This is a genomic window from Streptomyces stoeckheimensis (genome assembly GCF_045822005.1).
Classification (GTDB): Bacteria; Actinomycetota; Actinomycetes; order Streptomycetales; family Streptomycetaceae; genus Streptomyces; species Streptomyces stoeckheimensis.
Window position 1 is genome coordinate 5,009,289 of record NZ_CP169550.1, and the last position, 26,792, is coordinate 5,036,080.

24 protein-coding genes are annotated in these 26,792 nt (G+C 71.8%); 13 read left to right on the plus strand and 11 right to left on the minus strand.

Translation table 11 applies throughout. The features are described 5' to 3' along the window. The first annotated feature begins 32 nt into the window (after positions 1 to 32). The 3 genes from ACE1OC_RS22930 to ACE1OC_RS22940 all read left to right on the plus strand — a co-directional run bounded on the left by ACE1OC_RS22930 (position 33) and on the right by ACE1OC_RS22940 (position 3,212). A complete protein-coding gene (locus ACE1OC_RS22930) occupies positions 33 to 1,334 on the plus strand; it encodes a nitrate/sulfonate/bicarbonate ABC transporter ATP-binding protein (RefSeq protein ID WP_407838572.1) in 1,302 nt (433 codons plus the stop codon). A gap of 17 nt (positions 1,335 to 1,351) precedes the next feature. After that, positions 1,352 to 1,570, plus strand: coding sequence for a hypothetical protein (locus tag ACE1OC_RS22935; protein ID WP_266878693.1), 219 nt, complete (start codon positions 1,352 to 1,354; stop codon positions 1,568 to 1,570). A gap of 127 nt (positions 1,571 to 1,697) precedes the next feature. Next, positions 1,698 to 3,212: an SPFH domain-containing protein gene (locus tag ACE1OC_RS22940; RefSeq protein ID WP_407838573.1), complete on the plus strand. Its 1,515-nt coding sequence runs from the start codon at positions 1,698 to 1,700 to the stop codon at positions 3,210 to 3,212. Between the two features lie 244 nt (positions 3,213 to 3,456). Here the strand turns inward: ACE1OC_RS22940 and ACE1OC_RS22945 are convergent, their stop codons facing one another. After that, positions 3,457 to 4,461 carry a WD40 repeat domain-containing protein gene (locus ACE1OC_RS22945; protein WP_407838574.1) on the minus strand — a complete coding sequence of 335 codons (1,005 nt, stop codon included), beginning with the start codon at positions 4,459 to 4,461 and terminating at the stop codon, positions 3,457 to 3,459. Between the two features lie 76 nt (positions 4,462 to 4,537). Here ACE1OC_RS22945 and ACE1OC_RS22950 point away from each other — a divergent pair, with 76 nt between their 5' ends. Both ACE1OC_RS22950 and ACE1OC_RS22955 read left to right on the plus strand, forming a co-directional pair. Continuing rightward, complete coding sequence (locus ACE1OC_RS22950) at positions 4,538 to 5,230, plus strand: GDSL-type esterase/lipase family protein (protein WP_407838575.1); 693 nt, start codon at positions 4,538 to 4,540, stop codon at positions 5,228 to 5,230. Between the two features lie 72 nt (positions 5,231 to 5,302). After that, entirely contained in the window at positions 5,303 to 6,292 is a 990-nt protein-coding gene (locus ACE1OC_RS22955) for an aldo/keto reductase (RefSeq protein ID WP_274548229.1), read from the plus strand. 132 nt (positions 6,293 to 6,424) lie between these two features. Here the strand turns inward: ACE1OC_RS22955 and thpR are convergent, their stop codons facing one another. From thpR to ACE1OC_RS22970, 3 genes are all read right to left on the minus strand, one after another. Then, positions 6,425 to 7,015: an RNA 2',3'-cyclic phosphodiesterase gene (gene thpR, locus ACE1OC_RS22960; RefSeq protein WP_407838576.1), complete on the minus strand. Its 591-nt coding sequence runs from the start codon at positions 7,013 to 7,015 to the stop codon at positions 6,425 to 6,427. An 82-nt stretch (positions 7,016 to 7,097) separates the two neighbouring features. After that, positions 7,098 to 8,459, minus strand: coding sequence for an MFS transporter (locus ACE1OC_RS22965; protein ID WP_407838577.1), 1,362 nt, complete (start codon positions 8,457 to 8,459; stop codon positions 7,098 to 7,100). A gap of 25 nt (positions 8,460 to 8,484) precedes the next feature. After that, positions 8,485 to 8,922, minus strand: a complete 438-nt coding sequence (locus tag ACE1OC_RS22970; RefSeq protein WP_214954723.1) for a MarR family winged helix-turn-helix transcriptional regulator — start codon at positions 8,920 to 8,922, stop codon at positions 8,485 to 8,487. 119 nt (positions 8,923 to 9,041) lie between these two features. Between ACE1OC_RS22970 and ACE1OC_RS22975 the strand changes: the two genes are divergently transcribed. Continuing rightward, positions 9,042 to 9,224, plus strand: a complete 183-nt coding sequence (locus tag ACE1OC_RS22975) for a hypothetical protein (protein WP_030156886.1) — start codon at positions 9,042 to 9,044, stop codon at positions 9,222 to 9,224. On the opposite strand, the gene ACE1OC_RS22980 is transcribed toward ACE1OC_RS22975, so the two are convergent. After that, positions 9,217 to 10,623, minus strand: a complete 1,407-nt coding sequence (locus tag ACE1OC_RS22980) for an NCS2 family permease (protein ID WP_407838578.1) — start codon at positions 10,621 to 10,623, stop codon at positions 9,217 to 9,219. The two genes, ACE1OC_RS22975 and ACE1OC_RS22980, sit on opposite strands and share 8 nt — an antisense overlap. A gap of 136 nt (positions 10,624 to 10,759) precedes the next feature. On the opposite strand from ACE1OC_RS22980, the gene ACE1OC_RS22985 reads away from it, so the two are divergent. The 4 genes from ACE1OC_RS22985 (at position 10,760) to ACE1OC_RS23000 (ending at position 14,576) form a co-directional block, all read left to right on the plus strand. Continuing rightward, positions 10,760 to 11,059, plus strand: a complete 300-nt coding sequence (locus ACE1OC_RS22985; RefSeq protein WP_407838579.1) for a DUF2530 domain-containing protein — start codon at positions 10,760 to 10,762, stop codon at positions 11,057 to 11,059. Positions 11,060 to 11,285: 226 nt separating this feature from the next. Continuing rightward, positions 11,286 to 13,757 carry a cation-translocating P-type ATPase gene (locus tag ACE1OC_RS22990; protein ID WP_407838580.1) on the plus strand — a complete coding sequence of 824 codons (2,472 nt, stop codon included), beginning with the start codon at positions 11,286 to 11,288 and terminating at the stop codon, positions 13,755 to 13,757. Between the two features lie 73 nt (positions 13,758 to 13,830). Continuing rightward, the gene (locus ACE1OC_RS22995; RefSeq protein WP_407838581.1) at positions 13,831 to 14,136 is read left to right on the plus strand and encodes a hypothetical protein; all 306 of its coding nucleotides are present in this window, start codon (positions 13,831 to 13,833) and stop codon (positions 14,134 to 14,136) included. Next, entirely contained in the window at positions 14,133 to 14,576 is a 444-nt protein-coding gene (locus ACE1OC_RS23000; RefSeq protein WP_407838582.1) for a hypothetical protein, read from the plus strand. Before ACE1OC_RS22995 ends, ACE1OC_RS23000 begins: the two co-directional genes overlap by 4 nt. 17 nt (positions 14,577 to 14,593) lie before the next feature. On the opposite strand, the gene ACE1OC_RS23005 is transcribed toward ACE1OC_RS23000, so the two are convergent. Continuing rightward, a complete protein-coding gene (locus ACE1OC_RS23005; RefSeq protein WP_407838583.1) occupies positions 14,594 to 15,787 on the minus strand; it encodes an MFS transporter in 1,194 nt (397 codons plus the stop codon). Between the two features lie 94 nt (positions 15,788 to 15,881). Between ACE1OC_RS23005 and ACE1OC_RS23010 the strand changes: the two genes are divergently transcribed. Beyond that, positions 15,882 to 16,880 (plus strand): ArsR/SmtB family transcription factor, encoded by a 999-nt coding sequence (locus ACE1OC_RS23010; protein WP_407838584.1) that lies wholly within the window; start codon positions 15,882 to 15,884, stop codon positions 16,878 to 16,880. Between the two features lie 106 nt (positions 16,881 to 16,986). Then, the gene (locus ACE1OC_RS23015; protein ID WP_407838585.1) at positions 16,987 to 18,660 is read left to right on the plus strand and encodes a hypothetical protein; all 1,674 of its coding nucleotides are present in this window, start codon (positions 16,987 to 16,989) and stop codon (positions 18,658 to 18,660) included. Positions 18,661 to 18,726: 66 nt separating this feature from the next. Here the strand turns inward: ACE1OC_RS23015 and ACE1OC_RS23020 are convergent, their stop codons facing one another. Both ACE1OC_RS23020 and ACE1OC_RS23025 read right to left on the minus strand, forming a co-directional pair. Then, positions 18,727 to 19,803: a hypothetical protein gene (locus ACE1OC_RS23020; RefSeq protein WP_407838586.1), complete on the minus strand. Its 1,077-nt coding sequence runs from the start codon at positions 19,801 to 19,803 to the stop codon at positions 18,727 to 18,729. Between the two features lie 55 nt (positions 19,804 to 19,858). Continuing rightward, positions 19,859 to 23,062: a sacsin N-terminal ATP-binding-like domain-containing protein gene (locus ACE1OC_RS23025; protein ID WP_407838587.1), complete on the minus strand. Its 3,204-nt coding sequence runs from the start codon at positions 23,060 to 23,062 to the stop codon at positions 19,859 to 19,861. Between the two features lie 167 nt (positions 23,063 to 23,229). Here ACE1OC_RS23025 and ACE1OC_RS23030 point away from each other — a divergent pair, with 167 nt between their 5' ends. Further along, entirely contained in the window at positions 23,230 to 23,814 is a 585-nt protein-coding gene (locus ACE1OC_RS23030) for a TerD family protein (RefSeq protein WP_351441597.1), read from the plus strand. 36 nt (positions 23,815 to 23,850) lie between these two features. On the opposite strand, the gene ACE1OC_RS23035 is transcribed toward ACE1OC_RS23030, so the two are convergent. The 3 genes from ACE1OC_RS23035 to ACE1OC_RS23045 all read right to left on the minus strand — a co-directional run bounded on the left by ACE1OC_RS23035 (position 23,851) and on the right by ACE1OC_RS23045 (position 26,746). After that, positions 23,851 to 25,167, minus strand: a complete 1,317-nt coding sequence (locus ACE1OC_RS23035) for an RNA-guided endonuclease InsQ/TnpB family protein (protein ID WP_407838588.1) — start codon at positions 25,165 to 25,167, stop codon at positions 23,851 to 23,853. Between the two features lie 135 nt (positions 25,168 to 25,302). After that, the gene (locus tag ACE1OC_RS23040; protein WP_407838589.1) at positions 25,303 to 25,944 is read right to left on the minus strand and encodes a class F sortase; all 642 of its coding nucleotides are present in this window, start codon (positions 25,942 to 25,944) and stop codon (positions 25,303 to 25,305) included. Further along, positions 25,937 to 26,746, minus strand: a complete 810-nt coding sequence (locus ACE1OC_RS23045) for a hypothetical protein (protein ID WP_407838590.1) — start codon at positions 26,744 to 26,746, stop codon at positions 25,937 to 25,939. Before ACE1OC_RS23045 ends, ACE1OC_RS23040 begins: the two co-directional genes overlap by 8 nt. Positions 26,747 to 26,792: the final 46 nt, after the last annotated feature.

The window sequence follows — 26,792 nt, forward strand, 5'->3', positions numbered from 1 at the left end:
GTCCGATCGCTCGACCGAGGAGCCCGCCCCGCATGACCACGATCCTCCAGGCCGCCGCCCTCACCAAGTCCTACGCCGGCGCCGACGGGGAACTGCCCGTGCTCGGCGGCATCGACCTGGAGATCCGCGAGGGCGAGATCGTCGCCCTCCTCGGGAAGTCCGGCAGCGGCAAGTCCACCCTGCTGCGCTGCCTCGCCGGGCTGATCCCCGCCAGCTCCGGCTCGGTCACCTACCGGGGCGAGGAGCTGCGCGGGGCGAACCCGGGCACGGCGATGGTGTTCCAGACCTTCGCGCTGCTGCCCTGGCTGACGGTGCAGCAGAACGTGGAACTGGGCCTGGAAGCCAAGGGCATGGACCGCGAGGCACGGGCCCGCCAAGCGGTGGAGGCCATCGACCTGATCGGCCTGGACGGCTTCGAGTCGGCCTACCCGAAGGAGCTCAGCGGCGGGATGCGCCAGCGCGTCGGCTTCGCCCGGGCCCTGGTCGTGGAGCCGGACGTGCTGATGATGGACGAGCCGTTCTCCGCCCTGGACGTGCTCACCGCCGAGAACCTGCGCGGTGAGCTGATGGAGCTGTGGGCCTCCGACCGCTTCCCCGCCAAGGCGGTGGTGCTGGTCACGCACAACATCGAGGAGGCCGTGCTGATGGCCGACCGGGTGGTGGTGCTGGGCTCGCGGCCCTACGGAACCATCAAGGAGACCTTCGAGGTGGACCTGGCCCGCCCCCGGGACCGGGGGAGCGCCGACTTCGAGCGGATCGTGGACGCCGTGTACGCGGTGATGACCGGCCGCACCGCCAAGACCCCGGCCACGGCCCCGCCGGCCAAGCGCACCCCGGCCAACACCCCGCTCCCGGCGGCCAGCGTCGACGGGATGGCGGGCCTCGCCGAGATCGTGCTCCAGCGCGGCACCGGCGACGGCAGCGTGGACCTCGCCGACCTCGCCGAGGAACTGGGCCTCGAGGTGGACGACGTACTGCCCCAGGTGGACGGGCTGGAACTGCTGGGCCTGGCCGAGGTGCGGGACCTGCACCTGGTCCTGACCGCCCGCGGCAGCGCCTTCGCGGGGGCCGACGTACAGGAGTCGAAGGAACTGTTCGCGCAGGGGGCCATGGAGGTCCCGCTGGTCCACCTGATCCACACCACCCTGCACCGCTCGCGGGGCGGCACCCAGCGGGCCGGCTTCTTCCGCGACCTGCTCTCGCACCACTACACGAGCGAGCAGCTGGAGCAGCAGCTGGAGACGGCGACGGACTGGGGCCGCTACGGGGAGCTGTACGGCTACCACGCGGACGGCGAGGAATACCGGCTCGACGAGGATCCCGCACGGGGTTAGACCCGTACGCTCGGTGCATGGGGGAATCGGACATGGTGGGACTGGACGGCCGGGTCACCGGAACGGTCGGGCCGGGGCTGGTCGGCGAGGTCATCGTGCGGATCCGGGGCGGAGCCGAGCACTTCCTCGCGCACCCGGCGCCGGGGACGGGCCGGCTGGCGGTCGGGACGGTGGTCACGGTGGTCGAGTACCTGCCGCCGCGGACGGTCTACGTGATGGCCGCGTACGGGGACTGACCGGGGACGCGGCCGACCGTATCAAGATGGCGACAAGATTCGGCCGCCGTCTTCACGCCGCCCTGACGCGGGCGCACACTCGCCTTCTTCGGTGGCGAACGCCACTGCGTACGAGGGGGAGTTGCCGATGTCTGTCGGCGTACTGGCAGGGATTGTCGTAGGTGCGATCGCGGCCGCGATCGGCCTGTTCAAGCTCATGTGGCGGGTGGCCGAGCCCAACGAGGCGCTGGTCATCTCGGGCTCCGCGCACAAGACCGAGGGCATCGCGGAGGGCATGGGCTTCCGCATCGTCACCGGGCGGGGAACGATGGTGCTGCCCGGCGTGCAGGCCGTGCGCAAGCTCTCGCTGGACCTCAACGAGACCCAGCTGAACGTGGACTGCGTGACCCACCAGGGCATCCCGCTGCGGGTCAAGGGCGTGGTCATCTTCAAGATCGGCGACGACTTCGTGTCCATCGCCAACGCGGCCCGCCGCTTCCTGGACCAGCAGAAGATGATGCCCGAGCGCGTACACATCGTCTTCGCCGGCCATCTGCGGTCCATCGTCGGCGGCCTGACGGTCGAGGACATGATCCGCGACCGGGAGAAGCTGACCGGGCAGACCCGGGCGGCGTGCGGTACGGAGATGGAGAAGCTCGGCCTGATCGTCGACTCCCTCCAGATCCACGAGATCGAGGACCCGACGGGCTACATCAAGAACCTGGCGATGCCGCACGCGGCGGCCGTCCAGCGGGACGCGCGGATCGCCCAGGCGGACGCCAACCTGCGGGCCACCGAGGCCGAACAGGCCGCGTTCGCGCGGATGTCGGAGGCCACCCGGGACAGCGAGATCCTCCAGGCCGGCTACCAGGCCGAGCGGGACAAGGCGGCCGCGACGGCCCGCCAGGCGGGCCCGCTGTCGGAGGCGGCGGCGCGGCAGGAGGTCGTGGTCCAGGAGACCCGGGTGGCGGAGCTGGAGGCGCAGCGGCGCGAGCAGCAGCTCCAGGCGGACGTGCGCAAGCCGGCGGACGCGGCGGCGTACGAGACCCGGACCCGGGCCGAGGCGGACCGCGACGCGCGCATCTCGGCGGCGCAGGCCAAGGCCAAGGAGACGGAGCTGGCGGCCGCGGCCGAGGCGACCCGGGTGACGACGGCGGCGGCGGCCGACGCGAAGGCCACGGAGGCCCGGGGTCTGGCCGCGGCGACGGCCACCCGCGCGACCGGCGAGGCGGAGGCGGCGGCGACCCAGGCCAAGGGCCTCGCGGAGGCGGCGTCGGCCCAGGCGAACGGGCTGGCCCTGGCGGAGGCCGCCAAGGCGAAGGGCCTCGCTGAGGCGACGGCCATCAAGGCGCGGGCCGCCGCGCTGGCGGAGAACCAGGAGGCGGTGGTCGCGCAGCAGCTCGCCGAGAACTGGCCGGCGATCGTGGAGGCGGGGGCGGGTGCCTTCGGCAACGTCGAGCACATGATCCTCCTCAACGGGGCGGAGGGCATGTCGGAGATGTTCGCGAAGGCCCTGACGATGGGCGGCACGGGCCTCGGCCTGGCCCGCCAACTCCTGTCGACGATGTCCCAGTCGACGCCGACGCCGACGCCTCCGGCGGAAACCCCGACCAACGGATCCTCTCCCGCGACCTCTCACCAGATCCCGATCCAGGGGGCCTGAGCAGCAGCGACCGTGCGGCGCCGTTCCCGGGGACCAGTCCCCGGACCCCTGCTCCTCAAACGCCGGAGGGGCTGAATGTGGCCGGCGTCAGCCCGCAATTCAGCCGTCCGGCGTTTGAGGACCGGGGTCTGGGGCGGAGCCCCAGGGGTCCGGGCGCAGCCCGGGGAACGGTGGAAGGGCGGGTAGGGGACTTCGCCCCGCAGGGCCCACCACCGGACCCGGGCTGCGACCCCCGCCCGGAGGGTCAGGGCTTCGGGCGGCGGCGGAGGAGTCGCTTCGCGGCCAGGGTGAGGGTCAGGGCTGCGACCAGGACGAGCGCGCCCTTCGTGAAGCTCCCGCCCTCCGGGCTGCCTGGCGCGCCGGGCGCCGGCGCGGGCGCGGCGGAGCCGGAGCCGGACGCCGAAGGCGAGGGCTTCGAGGCCGACGCCACCGGGACGGCGACGACCCGGCTGTTGGCCCCCTCGGCCCCGAACATCAGCGTCGACCCGTCCGCCGTGTACGTCACGGACTCCGCCTGCCCCTGCCACGGCGCGGCCACCGCCTCCCCGTCCCCGGCCGGCCGCCCGTCCTTCCACGGGTACGTCTTCGCCCACAGATAGCCCCGCAGCACGAGCCGCCCCCCGTCCGGGGAGAACGCCCCGTCCGTGACCCACGGGACGTCCCCGATCCGCCGGAAGGTGTTCGTGCCGGAGGCGGACAGCGCCTCCGGGCCCTCGTAGAGCCCGCCGGCCTTCTCGTCCTTGCTGGCGATGTACACCCGCCCCGTCACCGGATGGACCATCAGCGCCTCCGCGTTCCGCGACCCGTCGGCGTACTTCACGGTGAACTGCTCGGCCTTGAGCGTGGCGTCCCCGAGCGTCTTCGGTTCGGCGAAGCGGTAGATCCACACGTGGTTCCAGGAGCCGTTCAGGTTGTCCCCGATGTCGCCGACGTAGAGCCGTCCGTCCGGTCCCAACGAGATCCCCTCGATGTCCCGGGGCTTGCCGATGCCGGTGAGGGTGATCCGCGCGACCGTCTTCCCGGTCGCGGAGTCCACGGCGTAGACGTACGGGCCGTCGTCGCTGTCGTTGTGCGTCCAGTAGACGCCGGGGTGGATCCGGCTGGCCGCGAGCCCGCTCGACTCCTTGATCCGCGGGTCGGTGATCGTGAACCCGGACGCGGGCCCGGAGGCGGCCGCGGCCACCGAGGGCATCAGCACGAGGGCGGCAGCGGCGGCGGCGGCGGTCAGGGGCAGCAGATGCGGGCGCATCCCCCTACCCTGCCAGCCCGCCCCGCGTGTCCGGCATCACAGGGGCCGCGGCCCGGTGATCCGCGAAGATGTCCGGATGCGTTTCATGTTCGTCGGGGACTCCATGACCATCGGACGCGCCGGCGACTACACCTGGCGCTACCGGATGTGGCAGCACCTCGACACCACCTTCGGCGGCCCGTACGAGATCGTCGGCCCCCGCAGCGGTCTCTACGACGCCGTCGCGGACGCGCCGGCCAGCGACGCCTACGCCGACCCCGGCTTCCCCGCCGAGGCCCGCCGCCACCTGGCCGGCTGGGGCGAGGGCTGGCAGCACATGGCCCCGCTCATCGGGCCCGCCGCCGGCGCCGCCGGGGCCGACGTGCTGCTGGTCTCCCTCGGGCTGATCGACCTGGGCTTCTACACCGCCGCCGAGGGCACGGCCGCCAACGTCCGCCGCTTCATCGCGGAGGCCCGAGCCGCCCGGCCCGGGATCCGGATGGTCCTGCTGCCCGTCATACCCAACGTCCGGGCCCGGGACGACGCGCCCTTCGCGCAGCAGGTCGAGCTCTTCAACGAGCTCCTCGCCAAGGCCGTGGCCGACCTGTCGACCCCCGCCTCGCCGATCCTGCTGGCCGCGCGCCCGGAGGCGTACGAGATCGACCGGGACACCTACGACGGCACGCACCCCAACGCCTCCGGCGAGCACCGCCTCGCGGGGGAGTTCGCGGCGGTCCTCCACCAGGCCTGGGGCCTGGGCGGTCCGTACCGTCCCCGGCAGGACACGTAAGCAGGACACGTAACACGGCCTTCACGGACGGGTCTTGCTTCGAGCGCACTCCAGGCAGTTGGCTAGTGGCCCATGGAGTACACGCAGCTCGGACGCACCGGTCTCAAGGTCAGCCGACTTGTCCTCGGCACCATGAACTTCGGCCCCCAGACGGGAGAGCCGGAGAGCCACGCCCTCATGGACACGGCCCTCGACGCCGGCATCAACTACTTCGACACGGCCAACGTGTACGGATGGGGCGAGAACAAGGGCCGTACCGAGGAGATCATCGGCACCTGGTTCGGCCAGGGCGGCGGCCGTCGGGAGAAGACGGTCCTCGCCACCAAGGTCTACGGGAACATGGCCGCCGAGGGCGACCCGTGGCCCAACTACGACCGCCTGTCGGCGCTGAACATCCGGCGGGCCGTCGACGCCAGCCTCAAGCGCCTGAACACCGACTACATCGACATCTACCAGTTCCACCACGTGGACCGGCTGACGCCCTTCGAGGAGATCTGGCAGGCCGTCGAGGTCCTGATCCAGCAGGGCAAGGTGCTGTACGCGGGCTCCTCGAACTTCCCCGGCTGGAAGATCGCGCAGGCCAACGAGGCCGCGGCGCGCTCGGGGCGGCTCGGCCTGGTCAGCGAGCAGTGCCTCTACAACCTCGCCGAGCGGCGGGCGGAGCTGGAGATCATCCCGGCGGCCGAGGCGTACGGGCTCGGCGTCATCCCGTGGTCCCCGCTGCACGGCGGGCTGCTGGGCGGGGCCATCCGCAAGGCGTCGGAGTCGGGTCGGACGGCCACCGGGCGCTCGGCGGACGCGCTCGCGAACAGTTCCGTACGGGCGCAGGTGCAGGCGTACGAGGACCTGCTGGACAAGCACGGACTGGAGCCCGGCGAGGTCGCCCTGGCCTGGCTGCTGACGCGTCCCGGGGTCACGGGTCCGATCGTCGGGCCGCGTACGCCGGAGCAGCTCGCGTCCGCGCTGCGGGCGGTGGAGCTGGAGCTGTCGCCGGAGGTGCTGGCGGGGCTGGACGAGGTCTTCCCGGGGCCGGGGCCGGCTCCGGAGGCGTTCGCCTGGTAGCCGGCCGCGCTGCGGGGCCGGGGGTCCAGTCGCCTACTGGCCCACTGCGGCGGCCACCGCCACGACGAGGAACATCAGTACGAGCACACCGGCCATGACGCGGTTTCTGGTCTTGGGATCCACCCGTCGAGCCTAACGCGACCGGGCCCGCCCTTCGTACGGAGGGGCGGGCTCTCCCAGTTCCCAGGAGCCGACGACCTCGTAGCGGGGCTGTTCGCCGGGGATGCCGGAGTCGGGGAGATTGCTGCGGACCAGGCTGAGCTCGCCGACCTGCCAGCCGGTGCCCTCGAAGGAGGCCAGGGCCGTGCAGTAGGGGCGGACGTCGTCCCGCTCGTCGCGGAGCCGCCCGAGGGTGAGGTGGGGGGTGTAGCGGTGGTGCTGGTCCATGGGCACCCCGGAGCGCCGGGCGGCGGCGTCGGCGCGCTCGGCGAGCATGCGCAGGGCGTCGAGGTCCCCGGCGGCGCCGGCCCACAGGGAGCGGTGGCCGAAGTGGCCGGAGCCGTGGATCCGCAGCGGGAAGGGGGCGCTGCGTGCCGCGGCGCGGGCGAGGCGTACGTGGAGCTCGGGGAGCAGCTCCTCCCGTACCTCGCCCATGAAGGCGAGGGTGAAGTGCCAGCCCGCTTCCGCGGTCCAGCGCAGCCGGTCGTCGCGCAGGCCGCGCACGGCCCCGGCCAGTTCCGAGATGGCCGCCTCGGGCGGGATGACGGCTGCGAACAGTCTCATGGTGCCGAGCCTAGTCACGAACGACGGCGGGGCCGGACTTCCCGAAGGGAATCCGGCCCCGCCGTCGTTCGAGGACGAGGCGCTACGCGGCCGTCGCCAGCTGGCGGCGGCGGTCCGAGGGGACGAAGGTCACGCCGTGGCGGTTCACGCTGAGGCGGAGGTTGCCGATGCGCGAGAGGACGAGGCCGATCGTGACGGCGGCGGCCAGGGAGACCGCTCCGCCCGCGGCCATGCCGATCCGCGCGCCGTACGTGTCCGTGACCCAGCCGACCAGCGGGGCCCCGATCGGCGTGCCGCCGGTGAAGACCATCATGAACAGGGCCATCACCCGGCCCCGCATCTCGGGGTCGGTGGCCATCTGCACGCTGGAGTTGGCGGTGACGTTCACCGTGAGGCCGAAGACCCCGATCGGGACGAGGAGCGCCGCGAACAGCCAGAAGCTCGGTGCGAAGGCCGTCACCAGCAGGAGGACGGAGAAGAGCACCGCCGCCGCGACCAGCAGCCGGAGGCGCGAGAGTCCCCGGCGGGCCGCCAGCAGCGCGCCCGCGAGGGAGCCCGCCGCGATGAGGGTGTTGAAGAGCCCGTACGTGCCCGCGTCCCCGTGGAAGACCTTGCTGACGAAGGCCGACAGCCAGATCGGGAAGTTGAAGCCGAAGGTGCCGATGAATCCGACGAGCACGATCGGCCAGATCAGCTCGGGCCGTCCGGCGACGTACCGCAGGCCTTCCCGGAGCTGGCCCTTGGCGCGGGGCTGGACCTCGACCGGGTGCAGGTCCCGCGTCCGCATCAGCATCAGGGCCGCGAGGGGCGCCGCGAAGGACAGGCCGTTGAGCAGGAAGGCCCAGCCGGAGCCGACGGCGGTGATGAGGACACCGGCGATGGCCGGGCCGACCAGTCGCGCGGACTGGAAGTTGGCGGAGTTCAGGCTGACCGCGTTGGCCACCTGGTCCTTGCCGACCATCTCGGAGACGAAGGTCTGGCGGGCCGGGTTGTCCACGACGGTGACCAGGCCGAGGAGGAAGGCGGCGAGGTAGACGTGCCAGACGTTGACGTGACCGGCGAGGGTGAGGACGCCGAGCGCGAGGCCGGTGAGGCCCATCGCGGCCTGGGTGCAGAGCAGCAGCGGCCGCTTGGGGAGCCGGTCGGCGAGTACGCCGCCGTAGAGCCCGAACAGCATCATCGGCAGGAACTGCAGCGCGATGGTGATGCCGACCGCGGAGGCGGATCCGGTCAGGGACAGGACCAGCCAGTCCTGTGCGATGCGCTGCATCCAGGTGCCGGTGTTCGAGACGGCCTGGCCCGTGGCGAAGAGCCGGTAGTTCCGGATCTTCAGCGAGCTGAACATCGAGTTCTTGGCGTTCTTGGCGTTCTGTGCGGTGTCCGGCGTGCGCGTAGTGGTGGATGTGTGGCCGGGGGCGGAGTCTGCTCCGGGTCCCGTACTCAAAAGGGTTCGCCTCCTGGCGTCGTTCCTATAGGTGCGCGAGCTTGTCCAGGACGGGCGCGGCTTCGCGCAGCTTCGCCCATTCGTCCTCGGTCAGCTCGGCCGCGAGCCCGGCGAGGAAGGCGTTGCGCTTGCGACGGCTCTCTTCGAGCATCGCTTCGGCCTCCTCCGTCTGGCGGACCACCTTCTGGCGGCGGTCGTCGGGGTGCGGTTCCAGCGTGACCAGTCCCTTGGCTTCCAGCAACGCGACGATGCGCGTCATGGACGGCGGCTGCACGTGCTCGCGGCGGGCCAGCTCACCGGGGGTGGCCTGGCCGCATCGGGCGAGGGTGCCGAGGACCGACATCTCGGTCGGGCTCAGCGATTCGTCGACGCGCTGGTGCTTGAGGCGCCGGCCCAGCCGCATGACGGCGGAGCGGAGGTCGTTCACGGCGGCTGCGTCGTCACCATGGGAAAGGTCATGCATGTATTTAGAGTAACTCATTACTCTTCCTAAGGAACACCGGTTATCCGGTGTCACTCGTACGGGTGAGTCGGCTCCGGAAAGTGACACGCGTCCATGCCCTGTGCCCCGACTCTTTCGGCATGGGGACACATGTGCTGAGCATGCGCATAGACGGGGAGCTCCTCGACAGGCTCCGGACTCATGCCGCCAAACGCGGAATGAGCGTCCAGGACTACGTGGTCCGGACGCTCATTCGCGACGATTTCGACGAACGCTTCAAGGCGGCCGTCGACGAGACGGAGAAGTTCTACGGCCTTACGTGAGGCCCAGGGCCGGCATCGCGTAGTAGAAGACGAAGACCGCCGACACGACGTACATGGCCACCGGGACCTCGCGGCCCCGGCCGGTCGCCAGCCGCAGTACGGAGAAGGCCACGAAGCCGATGCCGATGCCGTTGGTGATCGAGTACGTGAACGGCATCATCACCATGGCCAGGAAGGCCGGGACGGCGATGGTGAAGTCGTTCCAGTCGATGTCCCTGACCGAGCCGGCCATGATCAGGAAGCCGACCGCGACGAGGGCCGGGGTGGCCGCCTGCGAGGGGACCATCGTGGCGAGTGGCGTGAGGAACAGCGAGACGGTGAAGAGGCCGCCGGTCACGATGTTCGCGAGGCCGGTCCTGGCCCCCTCGCCGACGCCGGCCGTGGACTCCACGAAGCAGGTGGTGGCCGAGGAGGAGGAGGCGCCGCCCGCGGCGACGGCCATGCCGTCGACGAACAGCACCCGGTTGATGCCGGGGAAGGAGCCGTCCGGCTTCGTCAGCTTCGCCTCGTCGCCGACGCCCAGGATGGTGCCCATCGCGTCGAAGAAGCAGGACAGCAGCACGGTGAAGACGAACAGGATGCCGGTCAGCATGCCGACCTTGCCGAAGCCGCCGAACAGGCTGACCTGACCGATGAGGCCGAAGTCCGGGGCGGCCACCGGGTTGCCCGGCCACTCCGGGACGGTCAGGCCCCAGGCGGCGTCCGGGAGCTTGGTGATCAGCTGGATCGCCAGGGCTGCGACCGTCATGGCCACGATGGAGATCAGGATCGCGCCGGGGGTCTTGCGGATGATCAGCGTCAGCGTCAGCAGGACGCCGACCACGAAGATCAGGACGGGCCAGCCGTGCAGGTGGCCGTTGCTGCCGAGCTGGAGCGGGACCGTGGTGTGGGCGAGGTCCGGGATGCGGGTGACGAAGCCCGAGTCGACCAGGCCGATCAGCATGATGAACAGGCCGATGCCGATCGCGATGCCCTTGCGCAGGCCGAGCGGGACGGCGTTCATGACCCGCTCGCGCAGACCGGTGGCGACGAGCAGCATCACCACGAAGCCGGCCAGGACCACCATGCCCATGGCGTCGGGCCAGCTCATGCGCGGGGCGAGCTGGAGGGCGACCACGGTGTTGACGCCGAGCCCGGCCGCGAGGGCGATCGGGACGTTGCCGATCACGCCCATGAGCAGGGTGGTGAAGGCGGCGGTCAGCACGGTGGCGGTGACCAGCTGGCCGCCGTCGAGCTGGTGCCCGTACATGTCCTTCGCACTGCCCAGGATGATCGGGTTCAGCACGATGATGTAGGCCATCGCGAAGAAGGTGGCGAAGCCGCCGCGGACCTCCCGGCCGATGGTCGAGCCGCGCTCGGAGATCTTGAAGTAGCGGTCCACGGGGGCCGACGTGCTCATGGGGGTCCTGGTCCTCAGTGGTGGTTTCATACGACGAAAACGGGCCAAGCCCAAACCGTTTCAGTATGAACACATGAACGAGAGGCCGTCTATCTCCGCGCGTAGACCCTCCGCCGACCGGCCTAGACTGGTCCCCATGGCGAAATGGACTGCGAAGCACGAGGCCCCCGAGCCCCTTGAGGGTCCGATCGTCGCCACCGTGGCCGGCGGCACGATCCTGTGGTTCGCGCTCTTCCTCTTCCAGCTCCCCTTCTACGGGTGGTTCGCGGACCGGGGCATGCTGTGGTGGGTCTGGACCTGCGCGGTCGGCGGGGTCCTCGGCCTGATCGGCCTCTGGTACGTCCGCGGGCGCGATGCCGCGCTGAAGCGGCACGCGGATGCGCTGGCCGCTCGGAACGATGCCGACCAGGCGGGCCCGGCGCCCCAGGCGGGCTAGCCCGCCGCCCTCGAGGCCGGCCACCCGCGCCTGCGCCGTTGGTCCACCTCCCGCGCGTGACCGGCGGGCCGGGGGCGGAGCCCCCTGGAAACGGAGCCGCACGTGCCCGGCGCGCCGCACCCCGTCGGTCGAAGGGGCTACCAGGGGAGGATTCCGGTCATCCCGAAGTCGGATCTTCGGACTTCTCGGCGGGTGAACCGTTGAATCCCCCTTTACCGTCGAAACCATGACGGAGCGGGCGCAGAGCGCATCAGACGGGCCGGAGCCGGGCGGTGGCGGCACGGCCGCCGGGACCGCCATCGACGCGGGGGCCGAGCTCGATCCCGTACACCCGGTACGACCGCCCGCACCCCGGTTCAAGCCGGCCGGGCTGACCACCGCCGAAGTCGCCGAGCGCGTCGCCCGCGGAGCCGTCAACGACGTCCCCGTCCGCAGCAGCCGCTCCACCACCGAGATCGTCCGCGCCAACGTCTTCACCCGATTCAACGCCATCATCGGCGTCCTCTGGGTGATCATGTTCTTCGTCGCGCCGATCCAGGACAGCCTCTTCGGCTTCGTGATCATCGCGAACACCGGCATCGGCATCATCCAGGAGATGCGCGCCAAGAAGACCCTCGACGGCCTCGCCGTCATCGGCGAGGCCAAACCCAGCGTCCGCCGCGACGGCCGCACCGCCGAGATCTCCACCTCCGAGATCGTCCTCGACGACGTCATCGAGCTCGGCCCCGGCGACAAGGTCGTCGTCGACGGGCTCGTCGGCGAGGCCGACGGCCTGGAGATCGACGAATCCCTCCTCACCGGCGAGGCCGACCCCGTCCTGAAGAAGGCCGGCGACCCGGTCATGTCCGGCTCGTTCGTGGTCGCCGGCGGCGGCGCCTTCACCGCCACCAAGGTCGGCCGCGAGGCCTACGCCGCCCAGCTCGCCGAAGAGGCCTCCCGGTTCACGCTCGTCCACTCCGAGCTGCGCTCCGGCATCTCCACCATCCTCAAGTACGTCACCTGGATGATGATCCCGACCTCGATCGGCCTGATCATCAGCCAGCTGATCGTCAAGGACAACAACCTCAAGGACGCCATCGCCCGCACCGTCGGCGGCATCGTCCCGATGATCCCCGAAGGCCTCGTCCTCCTCACCTCCGTCGCCTTCGCCATCGGCGTCATCCGGCTCGGCCGCAAGCAGTGCCTGGTGCAGGAGCTGCCCGCCATCGAGGGGCTCGCCCGCGTGGACGTGGTCTGCCTCGACAAGACAGGCACCCTCACCGAGGGCGGCATGGACGTCACCGAGTGCCGCCCGCTCGGCGGCGCGGACGCCGCGTACGTCAAGAAGGTCCTCGGCGCGCTCGGCGAGAGCGACCCCCGCCCCAACGCCAGCCTCCAGGCGATCATCGACGCCTACCCCGACAGCGCCGAGTGGCGCTGCACCGAATCGCTGCCCTTCTCCTCCGCCCGCAAGTACAGCGGCGCCAGCTTCAGCGAGGGCGACGGCGAGAACAACACCTGGCTGCTCGGCGCCCCCGACGTGCTGCTCCCCGCAGGGGACCCGGCCCTGGAGGAGATCAACGAGCTCAACGAGCAGGGCCTGCGGGTCCTCCTGCTGGGACGGGCCGCCCTCGAACTCGACGACCCGGCCGTGGCCACCGGGGTCAAGCCGACCGCCCTCGTCGTCCTGGAGCAGCGGCTGCGCCCCGACGCCGCCGACACCCTGCGCTACTTCGAGGACCAGGACGTCAAGGCCAAGGTCATCTCCGGGGACAACGCCGTCTCGGTCGGCGCGGTCGCCGGCAAGCTGGGCCTGCCCGGCGCCGAGAACACCGTCGACGCGCGCACGCTCCCCACCGACCAGGGGGAGATGGCCGAGGTCCTCGACGGGAACGCCGTCTTCGGGCGGGTCACCCCGCAGCAGAAGCGCGACATGGTCGCCGCCCTCCAGTCCCGGGGCCACACGGTCGCGATGACCGGCGACGGGGTCAACGACGTGCTCGCGCTCAAGGACGCCGACATCGGCGTCAGCATGGGCTCCGGCTCGGAGGCCACCCGGGCCGTCGCGCAGATCGTCCTGCTCAACAACAGCTTCTCCACCCTGCCCTCGGTGGTCGCCGAAGGCCGCCGGGTCATCGGCAACATCACCCGCGTCGCCACCCTCTTCCTCACGAAGACGGTCTACTCGGTGCTGCTGGCCGTCCTGGTGGTCTGCTCCCAGGTCGAGTACCCCTTCCTGCCGCGCCACCTGACGCTGCTGTCCACCCTCACGATCGGCATCCCGGCCTTCTTCCTGGCCCTCGCCCCCAACAAGGAGCGGGCCAAGCCGCACTTCGTGAAACGCGTGATGCGGTACGCGATCCCGGGCGGGGTCATCGCCGCCGTCGCCTGCTTCGTCACCTACGTGATCGCCCGCCACCACTACTCCGGCCCCGACGCCCTCAAGGCCGAGACCAGCGCCGCGACGCTCGCGCTGTTCCTGACCTCGATGTGGGTGCTGGCGATCATCGCCCGCCCCTACACCTGGTGGCGGGTCGGCCTGGTCGGCGCGATGGGCGGGGCGTTCCTGATCGTCCTCGTCGTGCCCTGGCTCCAGGAGTTCTTCCAGCTCAAGCTGGAGGGCGCCGTGATGCCGTGGACCGCCGTGGGCATCGCCGCCGTGGCGGCCGCCCTCATCGAGTTCACCTTCCGGTGGGTGGACCGCAGGTTCCCGGCGTAGGCCGGGGTCGGGCGGTCGGATTCACCCATGAGAGGACTGGACGGGTGGTTCGCGAGGTCTTCATACTTGCTGTATGGCTACGAAGAAGATCACGATCACCGTGCCCGAGGAGCTCCTGGAGTCGATCCGCTCCCGGGTGGACTCGCGCGGGGTGTCGGCGTACATCACCGAGGCTGCGGTGCGTATGGACGCGGTGGACAAGCTGGGTGAGCTGTCCGCCGGTCTCCAGGAGGAGTACGGAGCCCTGACCGACGAGGAGCTCCGTGTGGCGGACGAGTGGCTCGCGGCCATCGATGCCAAGCACGATGAGCTCACGGCCAGAGCGAGAGCAGGCACGGGAGCCGAGGTGAGGGGCGACGTCGGACGGGAGGCGGCATGACTCCGCCTCCCAGGTCCGGCGACCTGGTGAGGCCGAGGCTCTTCGTCTTTGACTCCGAGGCCCTGTCAAGGGCGGTGCGTGGGGACCGGGCCTTCCTCGGACTGGTGAACAAGGCCTGGGAACGACGGGCGCCGGTCGTCACGTCGGGCCTCACCACACTGGAGGCCTGGGATCCGCGGCCGGGCAAGGCGCCGAGGCTCTGGGACTGGGCCCTCTCGCGCATCGAGGTCATCCACGCCGATGGTGCGATCGTCGACAGTGCCCGTTCCCTCCTGACCGAGGCAGGTCTGCACGGCCACAAGTACGCCATCGACTCGATCCTGGCCGCCGTCGCCGCGGCCGGTGCGAGGCGCGGCAGCCAGGTGACCGTGTTCACCTCCGACGCGGACGATCTGGAGCGGCTCCTGGCGGGGATCCCCGTCGTGATCGAGCCCGTCTGACGCCCCCTGCAACGCCCTCACGCCGCCAGGTCGAGGTCCTGCTCCGTGCGCTGCGCGATCCGGGTGCGCAGGCCCAGGATCGCCACCGCGGCGAGCAGTCCGGCGGCCAGGGCGCCCCACCACAGGGCGGCCGCCCCGACGCCGGTGTAGAGGGTGACGCCCAGGGTGAGGGCGGAGAAGCGGGCCAGGCCCCAGGTCCAGCTGAAGGCGCCCTGGTAGCGGCCGCGGGCGTCGGCCGGGGCCAGGTCGGCCACCAGCGAGGCCGCGATGCCGGCCACGGCCACCTCGCCGAGCGACCAGACGACCACCGAGACCACGTACCCGGTGACGGAGTCCGCGAGCCCGGTCAGCGCCACCCCGGCGGCGATCAGGGCGCTGCCCGCAGCCTGCACCGGGAGCTGCGGCAGTCCCGACAGCTTGGCCGTCACGAACGGCTGCAGGGCCACCACCAGGACGGCGTTGACCGCCGCCAGGGCCCCGTACACGGCCGGCGAGAGCCCGCTGTCGCGGACGGCCAGCGGCAGCGCCACCTCGGTCAGCGAGTACACGAACAGCTGGATCCCGAGCAGGGGGAGCAGCAGGAGCATCAGCCGGTCGCGCAGGACGACCCCGTAGCCCAGGCCGCCCGAGGCCTTGGTCGGAGCGGTGCGGGCCGGTTCGCGCAGCCGGGTGGCGACCACGGTGGCGTAGACGAGCGCCGAACCGGCGTCGACGGCGAAGAGCAGCCAGTAGCCGTGCGCGGCGAGGAAGCCGCCGAGGACGCCGGCGACGGCCGTGCCGATGTTGACGCCCCAGTTGAACAGGGCGTACGCCCTCTGCCGCCAGCCGGTGTCCACCGAGTCCGCCAGCAGGGCGAACGCGGCGGGCGGGACGGTGGCCCCGGCGGTGCTGAGGAGCAGCGCGGAGGCGGCCATGGTCCAGACCCCGGGGGCCGTGAACAGGGCGCCCTGGGCGACGGCGGAGCCGATGAGCCCGATCAGCATGGTCGGGCGGCGGCCGATCCGGTCGGCGAGCAGTCCGCCGACGGCCGGGCCGAGCAGGTGGCCGGCGCCGAGCGCGCCGAGCACGAAGGAGATGTCGGATCCGGTGATGCCCCGGTCGGCGAGGAGGAAGACCAGGAACGGGGTGACCAGGTAGCCGATCCGGTTGACGATCGAACCGGCGAACAGGGTCCAGACGAGGGGCGGGAGACCGCGGAAGGAGGAGGGCATGCGAGGAGCCTGCGCCCTGGGCGAGCGGGGGCCCATTGATTAAGGTGGGGCCGAATCCAATGGCACGGAGTGGCATGGCGGGGGCGGTAGACGCATGGAGTACGAACTGAGCTTTTCCGCCACGGACCTGGCGCAGACCCGGTTCGCGGTGTCCCCGATGTGGGAGGTCGTCACCAGTTTCCGGCTGCTGCGCGAGGAGTCCGATCCGCCGCTGCACCGCCGCTGGGCCCGGCAGGTGCGGCCCCGGCTGCTCGCCGCCGGACTGGACCGGGGCTGGCTCGCCGCCCTGATCCCGGGCACCGGCTACCTCGCGGACTTCCTCAACCCGACCCCGGCCGGCCCCTTCGGCGAACTCCCCGGGGAACTGGCGGCCATCCGCCGCACCCCCGCGGCACAGGTGCGCGCCGACCTCGACGTCCTGGTGGCCAAGACGCCCTGCCCGGCGCCGCGGCTGCGGCTGCTGCGCGAGGAGCCCGAGGCGGCGCTGGAGAAGGTCACCGCCGAGATCGAGACGTACTGGGACCTCGCACTGGGCCCGTACTGGCCGCGCATCCGCCAGCTGTTGGAGGCGGACGTGTTCCACCGCGCCCGGCAGGTCGCCGAGCACGGCTCGGCGCACGTGCTCAACGAGCTCCACGAGACGGTCAGCTGGGACGCCGGAACCCTGCGCATGGTCCGCCGGCAGTGCTCGATGAACCGGGCGGAAACGGGAGCCGGTCTGCTCCTCGTACCCTCCGCCTTCGCCTGGCCCCGCGTGCTGACCCGTTCGGTGGCCCCGGAACCGCCCCAGCTCGCCTACCCCGCCCGCGGGATCGGCACCCTGTGGGAGCCCCGCGCCACCAAGGCCACCGACGCGGTGGCCGCCGTACTGGGCCGCTCCCGGACCCTGCTGCTCGCCGAACTGGACACCCCGTCCTCCACCACCCAACTGGCCCGGCACAGCGGCCTGTCCACCGCCGCGGTCTCCCAACACCTCACGGCCCTGCGCGACGCGGGCCTGGTCACCGCCCACCGCGCGGGCCGCTCGGTCCTGTACGCCCGAACGGCCATCGCGGACGCGCTGCTGACGCCGGTGGGGGCTGGTACCCCCTGATGCCGTGGCCGGAACCGAAACGTGATCGGGTAAGGCTGGTGCGATCCGGTGGCCCGTGTGTGAGATTGCGGCTGATCAACTCTTTCTTCCCTGGGGGGAACAGCACATGAGACGAGCGCGTGCTCTGCCACTGGCAGGACTCGCCCTGGCGATGGCCCTGGGCTCCACGGCCCCGGCCGCCGCCGCGGGCGATCCCGCGGCGCCCAAGGTCACGGCACCCCGTACCCTTCCCACGCCCGAATTTGCGGGTGAGAGCACTTCCTCCGCCTGCTACACCGACCCGTACAGCGGGTCCGGAGCGGGCTGGATCGGCGCGAGCTTCGACGGCGTGAGGCTCCGCGTCAAGGCCACCGGCCCCTCGCGCACGCAGCTCCAGACCACGTTCCAGCTCTGGGACACCTCCTACGGGGGCAAGCGCACCAACCTGACCAACGGCTGGTCCGCGTCGTCCGAGCAGACCGCGTACGTCAGCGGCGACCTGCTGAAGGAGGGCGGCCAGTACGGTTGGCGGGCACGCGCCACCGACGGCAAGCTGACTGGTGCCTACACCCCCTGGTGCTACTTCCGGGTGGACACGACGCATCCGACGGCCGAGGTCACCACCGACGCGAAGCCCAAGAGGGTCGGCCAGGAGGCCACCTTCACCCTGCACGGCACCGACACCGGATCGGGGATCGCCTGCGCCCGCTGGCAGACGGATCCGACCTTCAGCGTCGGCTGGAGCTGCTCGGACGAGGCCACCGACCTCCACGTCGTACGGCTGACCGACGGCAAGGCCGACATCAAGGTCAAGCCCGAATCCTGGGGGTCCCAGGCCGTCTACCTGCAGACGATGGACGACGCTGGCAACCTGGCCGACACCTACCTGAGCTACTACGCGCAGTCGAGCACCGCCCCCATCGCCCTCGGTGACATCGACGCGGACGGCAAGCCCGACGTCCTGGCCCCCGATGCGGCCGGACACCTGCGCACCCGTGGCGCGGACCCGCGCGACACCCCCAACGCCCACGCCGCCGCGGCCCCGGGCGACCTCGGGAGCTGGGCCCGCGTGCAGTACACCCACCGCGGCTCGCTGTACCAGGACAGGGTGGACGACCTGGTGGCGCACGCCCCCGGCGGAGCCAACCTGTACCTCTTCCACAACGCCGGCGCGGGGCATTTCACCGAGCAGGGTCCGGGGGTCTTGGGCAAGCCCAGCACCTGCAAGGACGCGGCCGGCAAGGCCATCGACTGCGTGAAGAACGGCCTCGGCGGGGACTGGTCCAAGGTCACCGGGATCGCGGCCTACGGTTCGCCCCGGGGGGACACCCCGGCCGACGGGCAGAGTCTGACCCGTACTTCGCTGCTGTTCGTCGAGAACGGACGCCTGTGGCTGGCGGAAGCGGCCTTCGGCACTTTGCTGAGCCGTGAGGCGACCCTCATCTCGGGCAACACCACCCGCTGGGCCGGCTACGACCTGCTCACCCCGGGCCGGGCGCAGGGCACGGACTTCCCGACCCTGTGGGCCCGCTCGCAGAAGGACGGCACGGTCCGGGCCTTCACCATCAAGGGCACCCCTGCCGCCCCCGACTTCTCCGCCTTCGCCAACCCGTCGGCCGCGCCGGTCCTGACCACCCTGGCCCCGGCCGCGCACCCGCGCGTCGGCTCCGACGGCGACCTCACGGGTGACGGCATCCCGGACCTCTGGTCCGCCGACGCCTCCGGCAAGGTCACGGTCTTCCCGGGCAAGGGCAAGGCGAAGCCCTACCCGACGGTGACGGGCTTCGGCGCGGGCCGCTGAGCAAGCCACCACCCCGTACGGTCTCCGGCGCCCCGCAGTGGGCGTCGGAGGCGGCGCCCGGTGGGATCACCGGAAGGTTTCGTAGGTCATGAACGCGGCGAGGGCCAGCATCGCGAATGCGCAGGCGTAGGCGGCGAAGTACCTCACCACCACCGGGAGGAGGGAGCCCGGGACCTTGGTGCGGTAGGGGCGCAGGGGGTCGTAGACGACGCGGAGGGTCGGCGTCCGGTGCTTGCGGGTGTGGTGCGTGTACGTGACGCCGTCCGTGGCGGTGAACTCGTACCAGGGGTGCGGGCTTCCCTGCGGGTCGATGGCGCGGACGGCCTCGACCGTGATGCCGCGCCGGGCCAGGGCCACCCGCACGGAAATGGCGAGGACGCCGAAGGTGACGGCGGCCAGGCCGAGGAAGACCGGTATTCCGATGACGGCCACCGAGACCGCTTCGAACGCTCCGTGGGTGATGCCGGCCCAGATCGTGTAGCCGAGGTAGGCGAGCGCGATGCCTGCGGGCCAGATCAGGGATCTCCAGACGGTCCGGAACGGCTCCCCGCCAGGTACGGCCTCGGTGGTGACCAGTGCGCTGCCGGCCGGGTGCCGTTCCCCGGGCAGGGCGCCGTTGACGGCGGCGGCGAAGGCTGCGGTGGCGGCCGGCTTCCCGCCCGGGAGTTGGTGGGTGGCGCCGTCGGTCAGGACGACCTGGAGGAGCTGCTCGCCCTCGACCCGTGCCTCGTGCACGGCGGCGAGCGGGATGTCGGTGTTCCGTCCGCCCCGGACGATGAGCAGCCGGTCCGTGCCGAGCGAGGCCCTCGCGTCGTCTCCGCGCCAGAGTGGTTCCGCCTCCTCGGACGTCGACCCGGTGGTGACCAGTGCGCTGCCGGCCGGGTCCCGGCCCTCGGGAAGGGCGCGGTTGAGGGCGGCGGCGAAGGCCGCGGCGGCGGTCGGATTGGCGCCCTTCACCCGGTGGACCGCGCCGTCGGTCAGCACGATCTCGACGGTCGACTCATCCCCTGCGCAGGCCTCTTGCACGGCCGCGAGGGGGATGAGCGTGTACTGCGGGCCCTGCTGGATCCGCAGGCGGCCGGCTTCGAGGGTGGCCGACGTGCCGCGGCCGCCGCGCCCGGTCAGGACATGGGAAGAGGACATGCCCCCATGATTCCCGGCGCGGCCGGATGGTTCTACGGGCGCGGCGCGGGGCGGCTCAGTCGAACCAGCGGTCCCGGGCCAGTTCCGCCGTGCGGGACGGGTCCTCCAGGAGGGCTGCCACCTCGAAGCGGCGGGGCCACTGGCCCGCCGCCCAGGCGAGGGCCGCCGCGACGCCCTCCAGGGTGGAGGCGTGCAGGGTGCCGTCCGAGGTGCGGCGCCAGTCGAGTTCGGTGCCGCCCGCCAGGAGTTCCTCGTGCTCCACGTAGCTCTTCGGGGTGGCCGGGCCCAGGAGCTGGTGCACCGACTCGGGGACCTCGTGCTCCTCGCCCTCGGTGGTCACCTCCGCGGGGACCGTCTCCGAGAGGCGCCGGACCTGGAACAGCTCCGCCAGGTCGGCGGCCCGGGACGGGGCCACCGGGAGGAGCGGGAGGCCCGCCGTCAGGGGGAGGAGGTCCGGGGCGTCCGCGACGAGGGCCTCGGAGGCGTCCACTACGACCACCTCGCCGTCCACGACCGCGCGCAGCTCGTCGGGCAGGGTGACCTGCTCGGGGTCCAGGTCCGCCAACGCACCGTACAGACCGTGCAGTTGGCGGCCGGTGACCTCCCGGTCCGGGTCGGCGAGGCGGCCGAGCAGCTCGGCGGCGCCGCCCGGCTCCTCCAGCAGGGCGGGCACGGTGGTGCGTACGCCCAGCGCCCGCAGGACCTGCTCGTCCTCGAAGCCGGTGGCGTCCGCCGGGGTGTAGAGGCCCGCCAGCAGCGGGTCGCCGCCCGCCGAGCGCAGTCCGGCCGGGCGGCGGCCGTCCAGGACGGGGTGGTCGCGCAGCCACCAGGCGGTGTACGAGCGCACGGAGCGGGTGGTGCCGTCCGGGAGCAGGACCCGCACGGGCTGGGTCAGGGCGTCCCGGAAGGGAGGCTGGGCCAGCATGGCCAGGGCCCGGGGCCAGCAGTCGTCGTCGACCAGGTCGAGGTCCCGTACGGCGACCAGCTCGGTGGCGACCGGCGGCACGGGGGTGTCGGGGAGCTGGTCCAGGAGGTCCTCGCACCACACGTCGACGGCGTCGAGCAGACCGGCGTCGTCGGGCTCGGCGAAGTCTCCGTCGCGGGGCTCCAGTTCGTCGGGGTCCAGGACCACGTCGGTGGCGCGGACCAGCTGGAAGGCGGCGAGGACGCCCACGGCGGTGAGGGTCCGCTCGTCCCAGCGCTCCACCAGCTCGGCGTCCACGTAGGGGATTTCGTCCTCGCGGATCACCGAGGCCAGGGGGGAGCCGGGCAGCAGGAGTTCGCCGGCCGGGGTGGGTTCGCCGTCCTCGTCGGGCAGGGCGAGTGCGCCCAGCCACGGTTCGTCGCCGGGCGAGAGCTCGGCGTCGCGGACCAGGCCGAGGACGATGTCGGCGAGTTCCTCGGGGTCGAGGGCGTCCTCGTCCCAGATCTCCCCGGCGTCCAGGGAGGCCGCGACGGCCGCCCGCACCTGCGGGGTCGTCAGGACGGCGCGCGGGCTCGCCGGGAGCGCGCCGAGCTTCTCCAGCAGCGGGTGCACCGCGTCGGGGTGGGCCACCTTCAGGCCGAGCCGGGCCAGGCTCTGCGGACTACCCGAACGCGGGCTGCCCGACCGCGGGGCGTCCGCGCCGGGCAGCAGCAGGTGGCGGGGACCGATCGCGGTGCGGCCGTCGGCGAGCGGCACGGGGAGGCCGGAGAGCCGGTCCGGGTCGACCCCGGCGAGGCTGTCGTAGAGCCGGTACCACCACTCGGGGGTCCGCTCGATGCCCGCGATCCGCTCGATGGCCTCGCCCAGCGGCAGCCGGCCCACGCCCAGCGTGCGCAGTTCGGGGCGGCGCTCCAGCCCGGCGGGGAGCAGGGTCGGCAGCACCTCCGCGAGGACCCGTACGGTATCGGCGCCCGCGCCCTCCACCACCTCGGCCTCGAAGGGGCGCAGGGCGGCCCGCTCCAGCGGCTCCCCCTCCGCCGGCTCCTCGGGCGGTGCGGCGGGCGCGAGGAAGGCCGTACGGGGCAGCCGCGCGATGACGGCGGCGCGCAGGGCCCCGTCGAGCTCCCCCTTGCCGAGCGGGCCGGGTACGAGGTCCACGAGCGCGGTGCTCACCGGGTCCCAGGAGCCCAGCAGTTCGGCGTACGCGTCGGCCGCGCGCTCCACGAGGAAGTCGGTCAGCGGCCCCGGCGCGGGGTGCCGGCGGGTGGTGTCCAGCGGCAGGGTCGCGATGAGCAGTGCGGGGATGCCCAGGGGTTCGTCGGTCGGGGTCGGCGCGTGCACCACGGGGGCGGTCGCGGGGCGGACCGGGGCGCCTTCGGCGTCGACGGGCACCGACCAGGACACCGCCCAGACGGGCCGCAGCCGTTCCTCGACGGGCCGGTCGGCGAGCAGCGCCTTCTCGATGGGGCCGGAGTGGCGCACGGTGCGCCAGCGCCTGCGGCCGGGCGCGGCGCCGGACGCGGTGTCCGAGGCGTCCGAGGCGGAGTCGGTGATGACGGTGTACGGGCCTTCGACGCGGCGGGTCAGCGTCCGCACGCCCCCCGTGGGGGTGTCGATGACGACCTCGGCGAGCCCCGGCAGGGTCAGCAGCAGGGCGTCGTCGACGGCGGCCAGCAGCCGCCCGGCCAGCTCCTCGGCTGCGGCGTCGCGCAGCGGGAGGACCACCACGGTGTCGTAGCCCTCGGGTGCGGTGCCCTCGGCGGGCAACGGGAGCCGCAGCAGCGGGACGTGGCCGTCGCGGCGGCGCAGTTCCTCACTGAGTCCCGAGCTGCCGACGGCCGCTCCCCGGGCCAGCTCGCGGGCCTCGGCCAGGGACCAGCGCACGCCGCCGTGCCGGCCGAGGACGGCGGGCTCGTCGGAGACGGCCAGGACGGCGGCGAAGCCGACGCCGAAGCGGCCGACGCTCCCGGAGGAGTCGTCGCGCTTGGCGGAGGCGCGCAGCGTGGACAGCGACTCCACTCCGGTGGCGTCCAGCGGGGAGCCGGTGTTGGAGACGGCGAGCAGCGCGTGCCCGTCGGGCTGGTCGGTGCCCGCGTGCAGGGTGAGCCGCAGCCGGCCGGGGACCCCCGCGCGGGCGGCCGCGTCGGCGGCGTTCTGCGCGAGCTCGACGACGAGCCGGTCGCGGTAGCCGCCGAGGGCCAGGTCCTCCTCGGCGTTGGCGTCCTCGCGGAAGCGGGCCGGGCCCGCGCCCCAGGCGTCGAGCACCCCGCGTCGCAGCCGGGCCGTGCCGAAGGGGTCCACGCCGTCCTGGGCCGCCGTCACTCGCACGCTCACGCTGCTGCCTCCAAGCTGTACTGCGCTCATCTGCGCTGTACGGCATCCGGGGAACGCCGGACACCGAGGCCCTGAAGGTATCGCGTGCGTCGAGCGCCTCCGCAAACGAACCGGCGTCAGGCAGACTTCAGGAGTCGGTATCGCACTGCTATTTGTGAGGATTGCGCATGATCACGCTCACCAAGGAAGACGGCCCCGCGGACCTGGGCGGCGTAACCCACCTGTCCATCGGGGTCTCGTGGGACCCCACCGTGGGCAGCAGCGGCGGCCTGTTGGGCAAGCTCAAGCGGAAGGTGGGGACCGACCTGGACCTGATCGCGATCGCGATGCAGGGGGCGGACCCGGTCCGGCTCGCGGGTCTCGACTCCCTTGACCCCATGGGCAACGGCTCGCTGCTCCACAGCGGGGACAACCAGACCGGCCACGGCGAGGGCGACGACGAGACGGTGACCGTCGAGTTCGCCCGGATACCGGGCAACGTCACGTCCATCGTCTTCGTCGCCGCCGCGTACAAGAAGGGCAGTTCCTTCCAGAGCGCCCGCAACATCAGCTTCAAGGTGTACGACGGCACGGGCGGCAGCACCCAGCAGGTCGCCGACATCTGGCCGAGCCTGCTCGGCACGGACAACGGCTGCGCCGTGGCCAAGGCGATCCGGGACGGGGCCGGCTGGAAGCTCCAGGTCATCAACGAGACCGGGAAGATCAAGCCGGGCGACGAGCAGGCCCTGATGCGCTTCGCCGTGGCCAAGTGACGATCCTCGCCCCCCATGAAGGCAGGGTGATTCCCCTCAGCTCGTGCGAGCGGGCTTCGGGGCTTCACGCATCCGCCTCCGGCCGCCGGCCGGGACTCGCACCCTGGGGGCGCTGCGCGTGCTGTTGATGTCCGAGCCGCCCGTCCGGCGGGCTCGGGCCTCGATCTCGACCGAGGCGTTGTGGTCGGCGTAGTCCTCATGCCCGCACCGGGTGCAGGCGAACAGCCGGCCGCATCCCTTGCGGGATTCGGGGTCGACCTGGCCGCAGGCGGCGCAGGTCTGGGAGGTGTGGAACGGCGGTACTGCGACGAGTACGGACCCGTACATGCGGGCCTTGTACTCCAGTTGGCGCCGTCGTTCACCGGGGGCGTTGTCGAGGATCGACCGGTTCAGCCCAGCCTTCCTCCTGACGTTCGTTCCCGGCACGTCCGTGGTGCCCTTCGCTGACTTGCTCATGTTCTTCACACGGAGGTCCTCGATGCCGATCAGGCCGTGGCTTTTGGCGAGGTCGGTGGTGAGTTTGTGCGTGAAATCTTGGCGTCGATTGGCCCGCCGGGTGCTGAGCTTCGCGATCTGGGCGATCGTCGTGTGGAGGCGGCGGCTGTACGTCCCGCCCTGATGCTTTTTCGCGTACGTGATCTGGCGTGCCTTGCGCTGCTCCAGTGCTTTGAGCCGCTTGTTCTCGTTGGTGGTGAGCGTCGGCGGCATGAGGCGAGGCCTGGTCTCGGCGGATACGAACGCGGATGCCGCGACGCCGAAGTCCACCCCGCACGCCGGTTTCCCGTTCGGCGGATCCGGGGTGCGGCTGGTGTGGACGCCGAAGCTGATGTGCCAGCCGTTGCCGTCCCGGGACACGGTCGCGTTGCGGATCGTTCCCCCAACAGCGCGGGAGAGCCGGAACCGCAGCCAGCCCATCTTCGGCAGACGGACCTCGGCCCACTTACGGTTCAGCTTGCGGACCACCACCGCCTGCCCGGGGAACGGGACCGACAGCCGATGCCCGCGCTTCTTCCTCGTCGGAAACCGGGCCGGGTGCTCAGGGTTCCAGAAATTGTCGTAGGCCCGGTCGAGGCTGCGCAGGATCTGCTGACCGGCCTGCGCCGGCAGGTCACCCAGCCAGGCCAGCTCGCTGCGGGCAGTGGTGAGTTGCTCGCACTGCTTGGACGACCGCAGGGTGTACCGGCGCTGCTCCCACAGATACACGCGCTGCTCGAGAGCCACATTCCACAGAGCACGTGCCGTATGCCCCCACCCGGTCAGGACCGCGTCCTGGACCTTGGTGGGGTATGCACGGTACTTCCGCCCTGCGTCCGCCTTCACACTCTCATCGTGCCGACGGGCAACGACCAACATGACCTAGATCTGCAAAAGATCGGCAATTTTACTATATGCGAATATTTGTTGATTCCTTGCCGAAATGGGGACGCGAAGTGTCCGTTGATGCGCGCCTCAAACGGATGGAGTCACCATGTGGGCCGACTGCGCGGCCTACTCCTTGCCGACGAGGTGCGCGAAGACCACGACGTTGGCGTCCCAGTGGCGGTCCTTGGTGAGGTTGCCGCCGCAGGTGATGACGCGGAGCTCGGCCTTGCCGTGGGTGTCCCCGTAGACCTTGTCGGTCGGGAACCGGTCCTTCTTGAAGGTGTCGACCTCGTCGACGGCGAAGACGGCGGTGGAGCCGTCGTCGCGGTGGACCTCGATCTTCTCGTCCTTCTTCAGCTTCTTGAGGTTGTAGAAGACGGCCTCGGGGGCCTGGGGGGTGTCCATGTGCCCGACGATGGCGGCCGCGCCCTTCTCCCCGGGGGTCGGGCCCTCCTTGTACCAGGCCGCGTCCTTGGGCTTGGCGAAGTCCGGCTCCTGCATGGTGCCCTGGGCGTCGAGTCCGACCGTGTCGAGCGGGGCGTCGACCTTGATGTCCGGGATCACGATGCGGTCCGGGACGGAGGCGCTCAGCACCGAGGCGTTCTTGGCGCCGGCCGGGTCGTTCTCGGCCGTACTGCCGGCGCCGCCGCCGGAGCCGCAGGAAGTGATCAGGAAGGCCGTGAGCCCCGCGGCGCCCGCCAGGGCGGCCACGCGCAGGGCGCGGCCGCTCCGGCGGGGGGCGCGGTCAGGGGTGGACTGCTCAGCCATTGTCTGCCGCGTCCGAGGGGACCCAGCCGAGCGGGGCCTGGCCGGTGTTCACGGAACCCTTGGGGGTCTTGTGGTGGCTCGGGTCGAGCGGGGTCGGCTTCGGCTTGGGGGTGACGTTGCCGGTGGCGTCGGTGGAGAACTTGACGGTGTCGAACTTCTTGCCGCCCGCGAAGGCGTCGACGCCGTAGTAGCCGGTCTTGACGTCCTTGGCGACGACCGCGGTGCCGGTCCAGACGCCCTTGCCGTCGTTCTTCAGGTTGACCTGGCCGCCGAAGGCGTCGGACTTGATGAACGCGCTCTTCTCGTTCGGCGCCGTCTTGACGGTCACCTGGATCTTGTCGCCCGGCTTGCCGTGGTCCTGGGACAGGCTCAGCGTGGAGGCGGTCGGGGTCGGGGTCGGCGTCGGGGCGGGCTTGCCGTCCTTGACCGTGAGCTGGGCGGTGGCCTGGAGCTTCTCGCCCTTGGGGCCCGTGCCGGTGAGGGAGACGCCGTAGTTGCCGTCGGCGACCTTGGCGATGGTGGCGGTGGCGCCGCGTCCGTCGGTCATCTTGACGTCGTTCAGGGCCTTGGAGGAGATGGACAGGTTCGTCGAGCCGTCCGGGACCTCCATGGACATCTGGAGGGAGTCGCCCGGCTTGCCGGAGGAGGCCGACAGCTTCAGGGCCACCGGGGCCGACGTGGCGTCGGCGCTCGCGCTGCTGTGCGCGGTCGGGGTGGCATCGGCGGCGAACGCGACGGCGGGGGCTGCCAGGGCCATAGACGAGGCGAGGGCGATCGCCGAGAAGGTAAGTGCCTTGCGCATGGGGTTCCTCCTGAACGGGCCGGGGTTCGTTCCCGGCACACCAGAC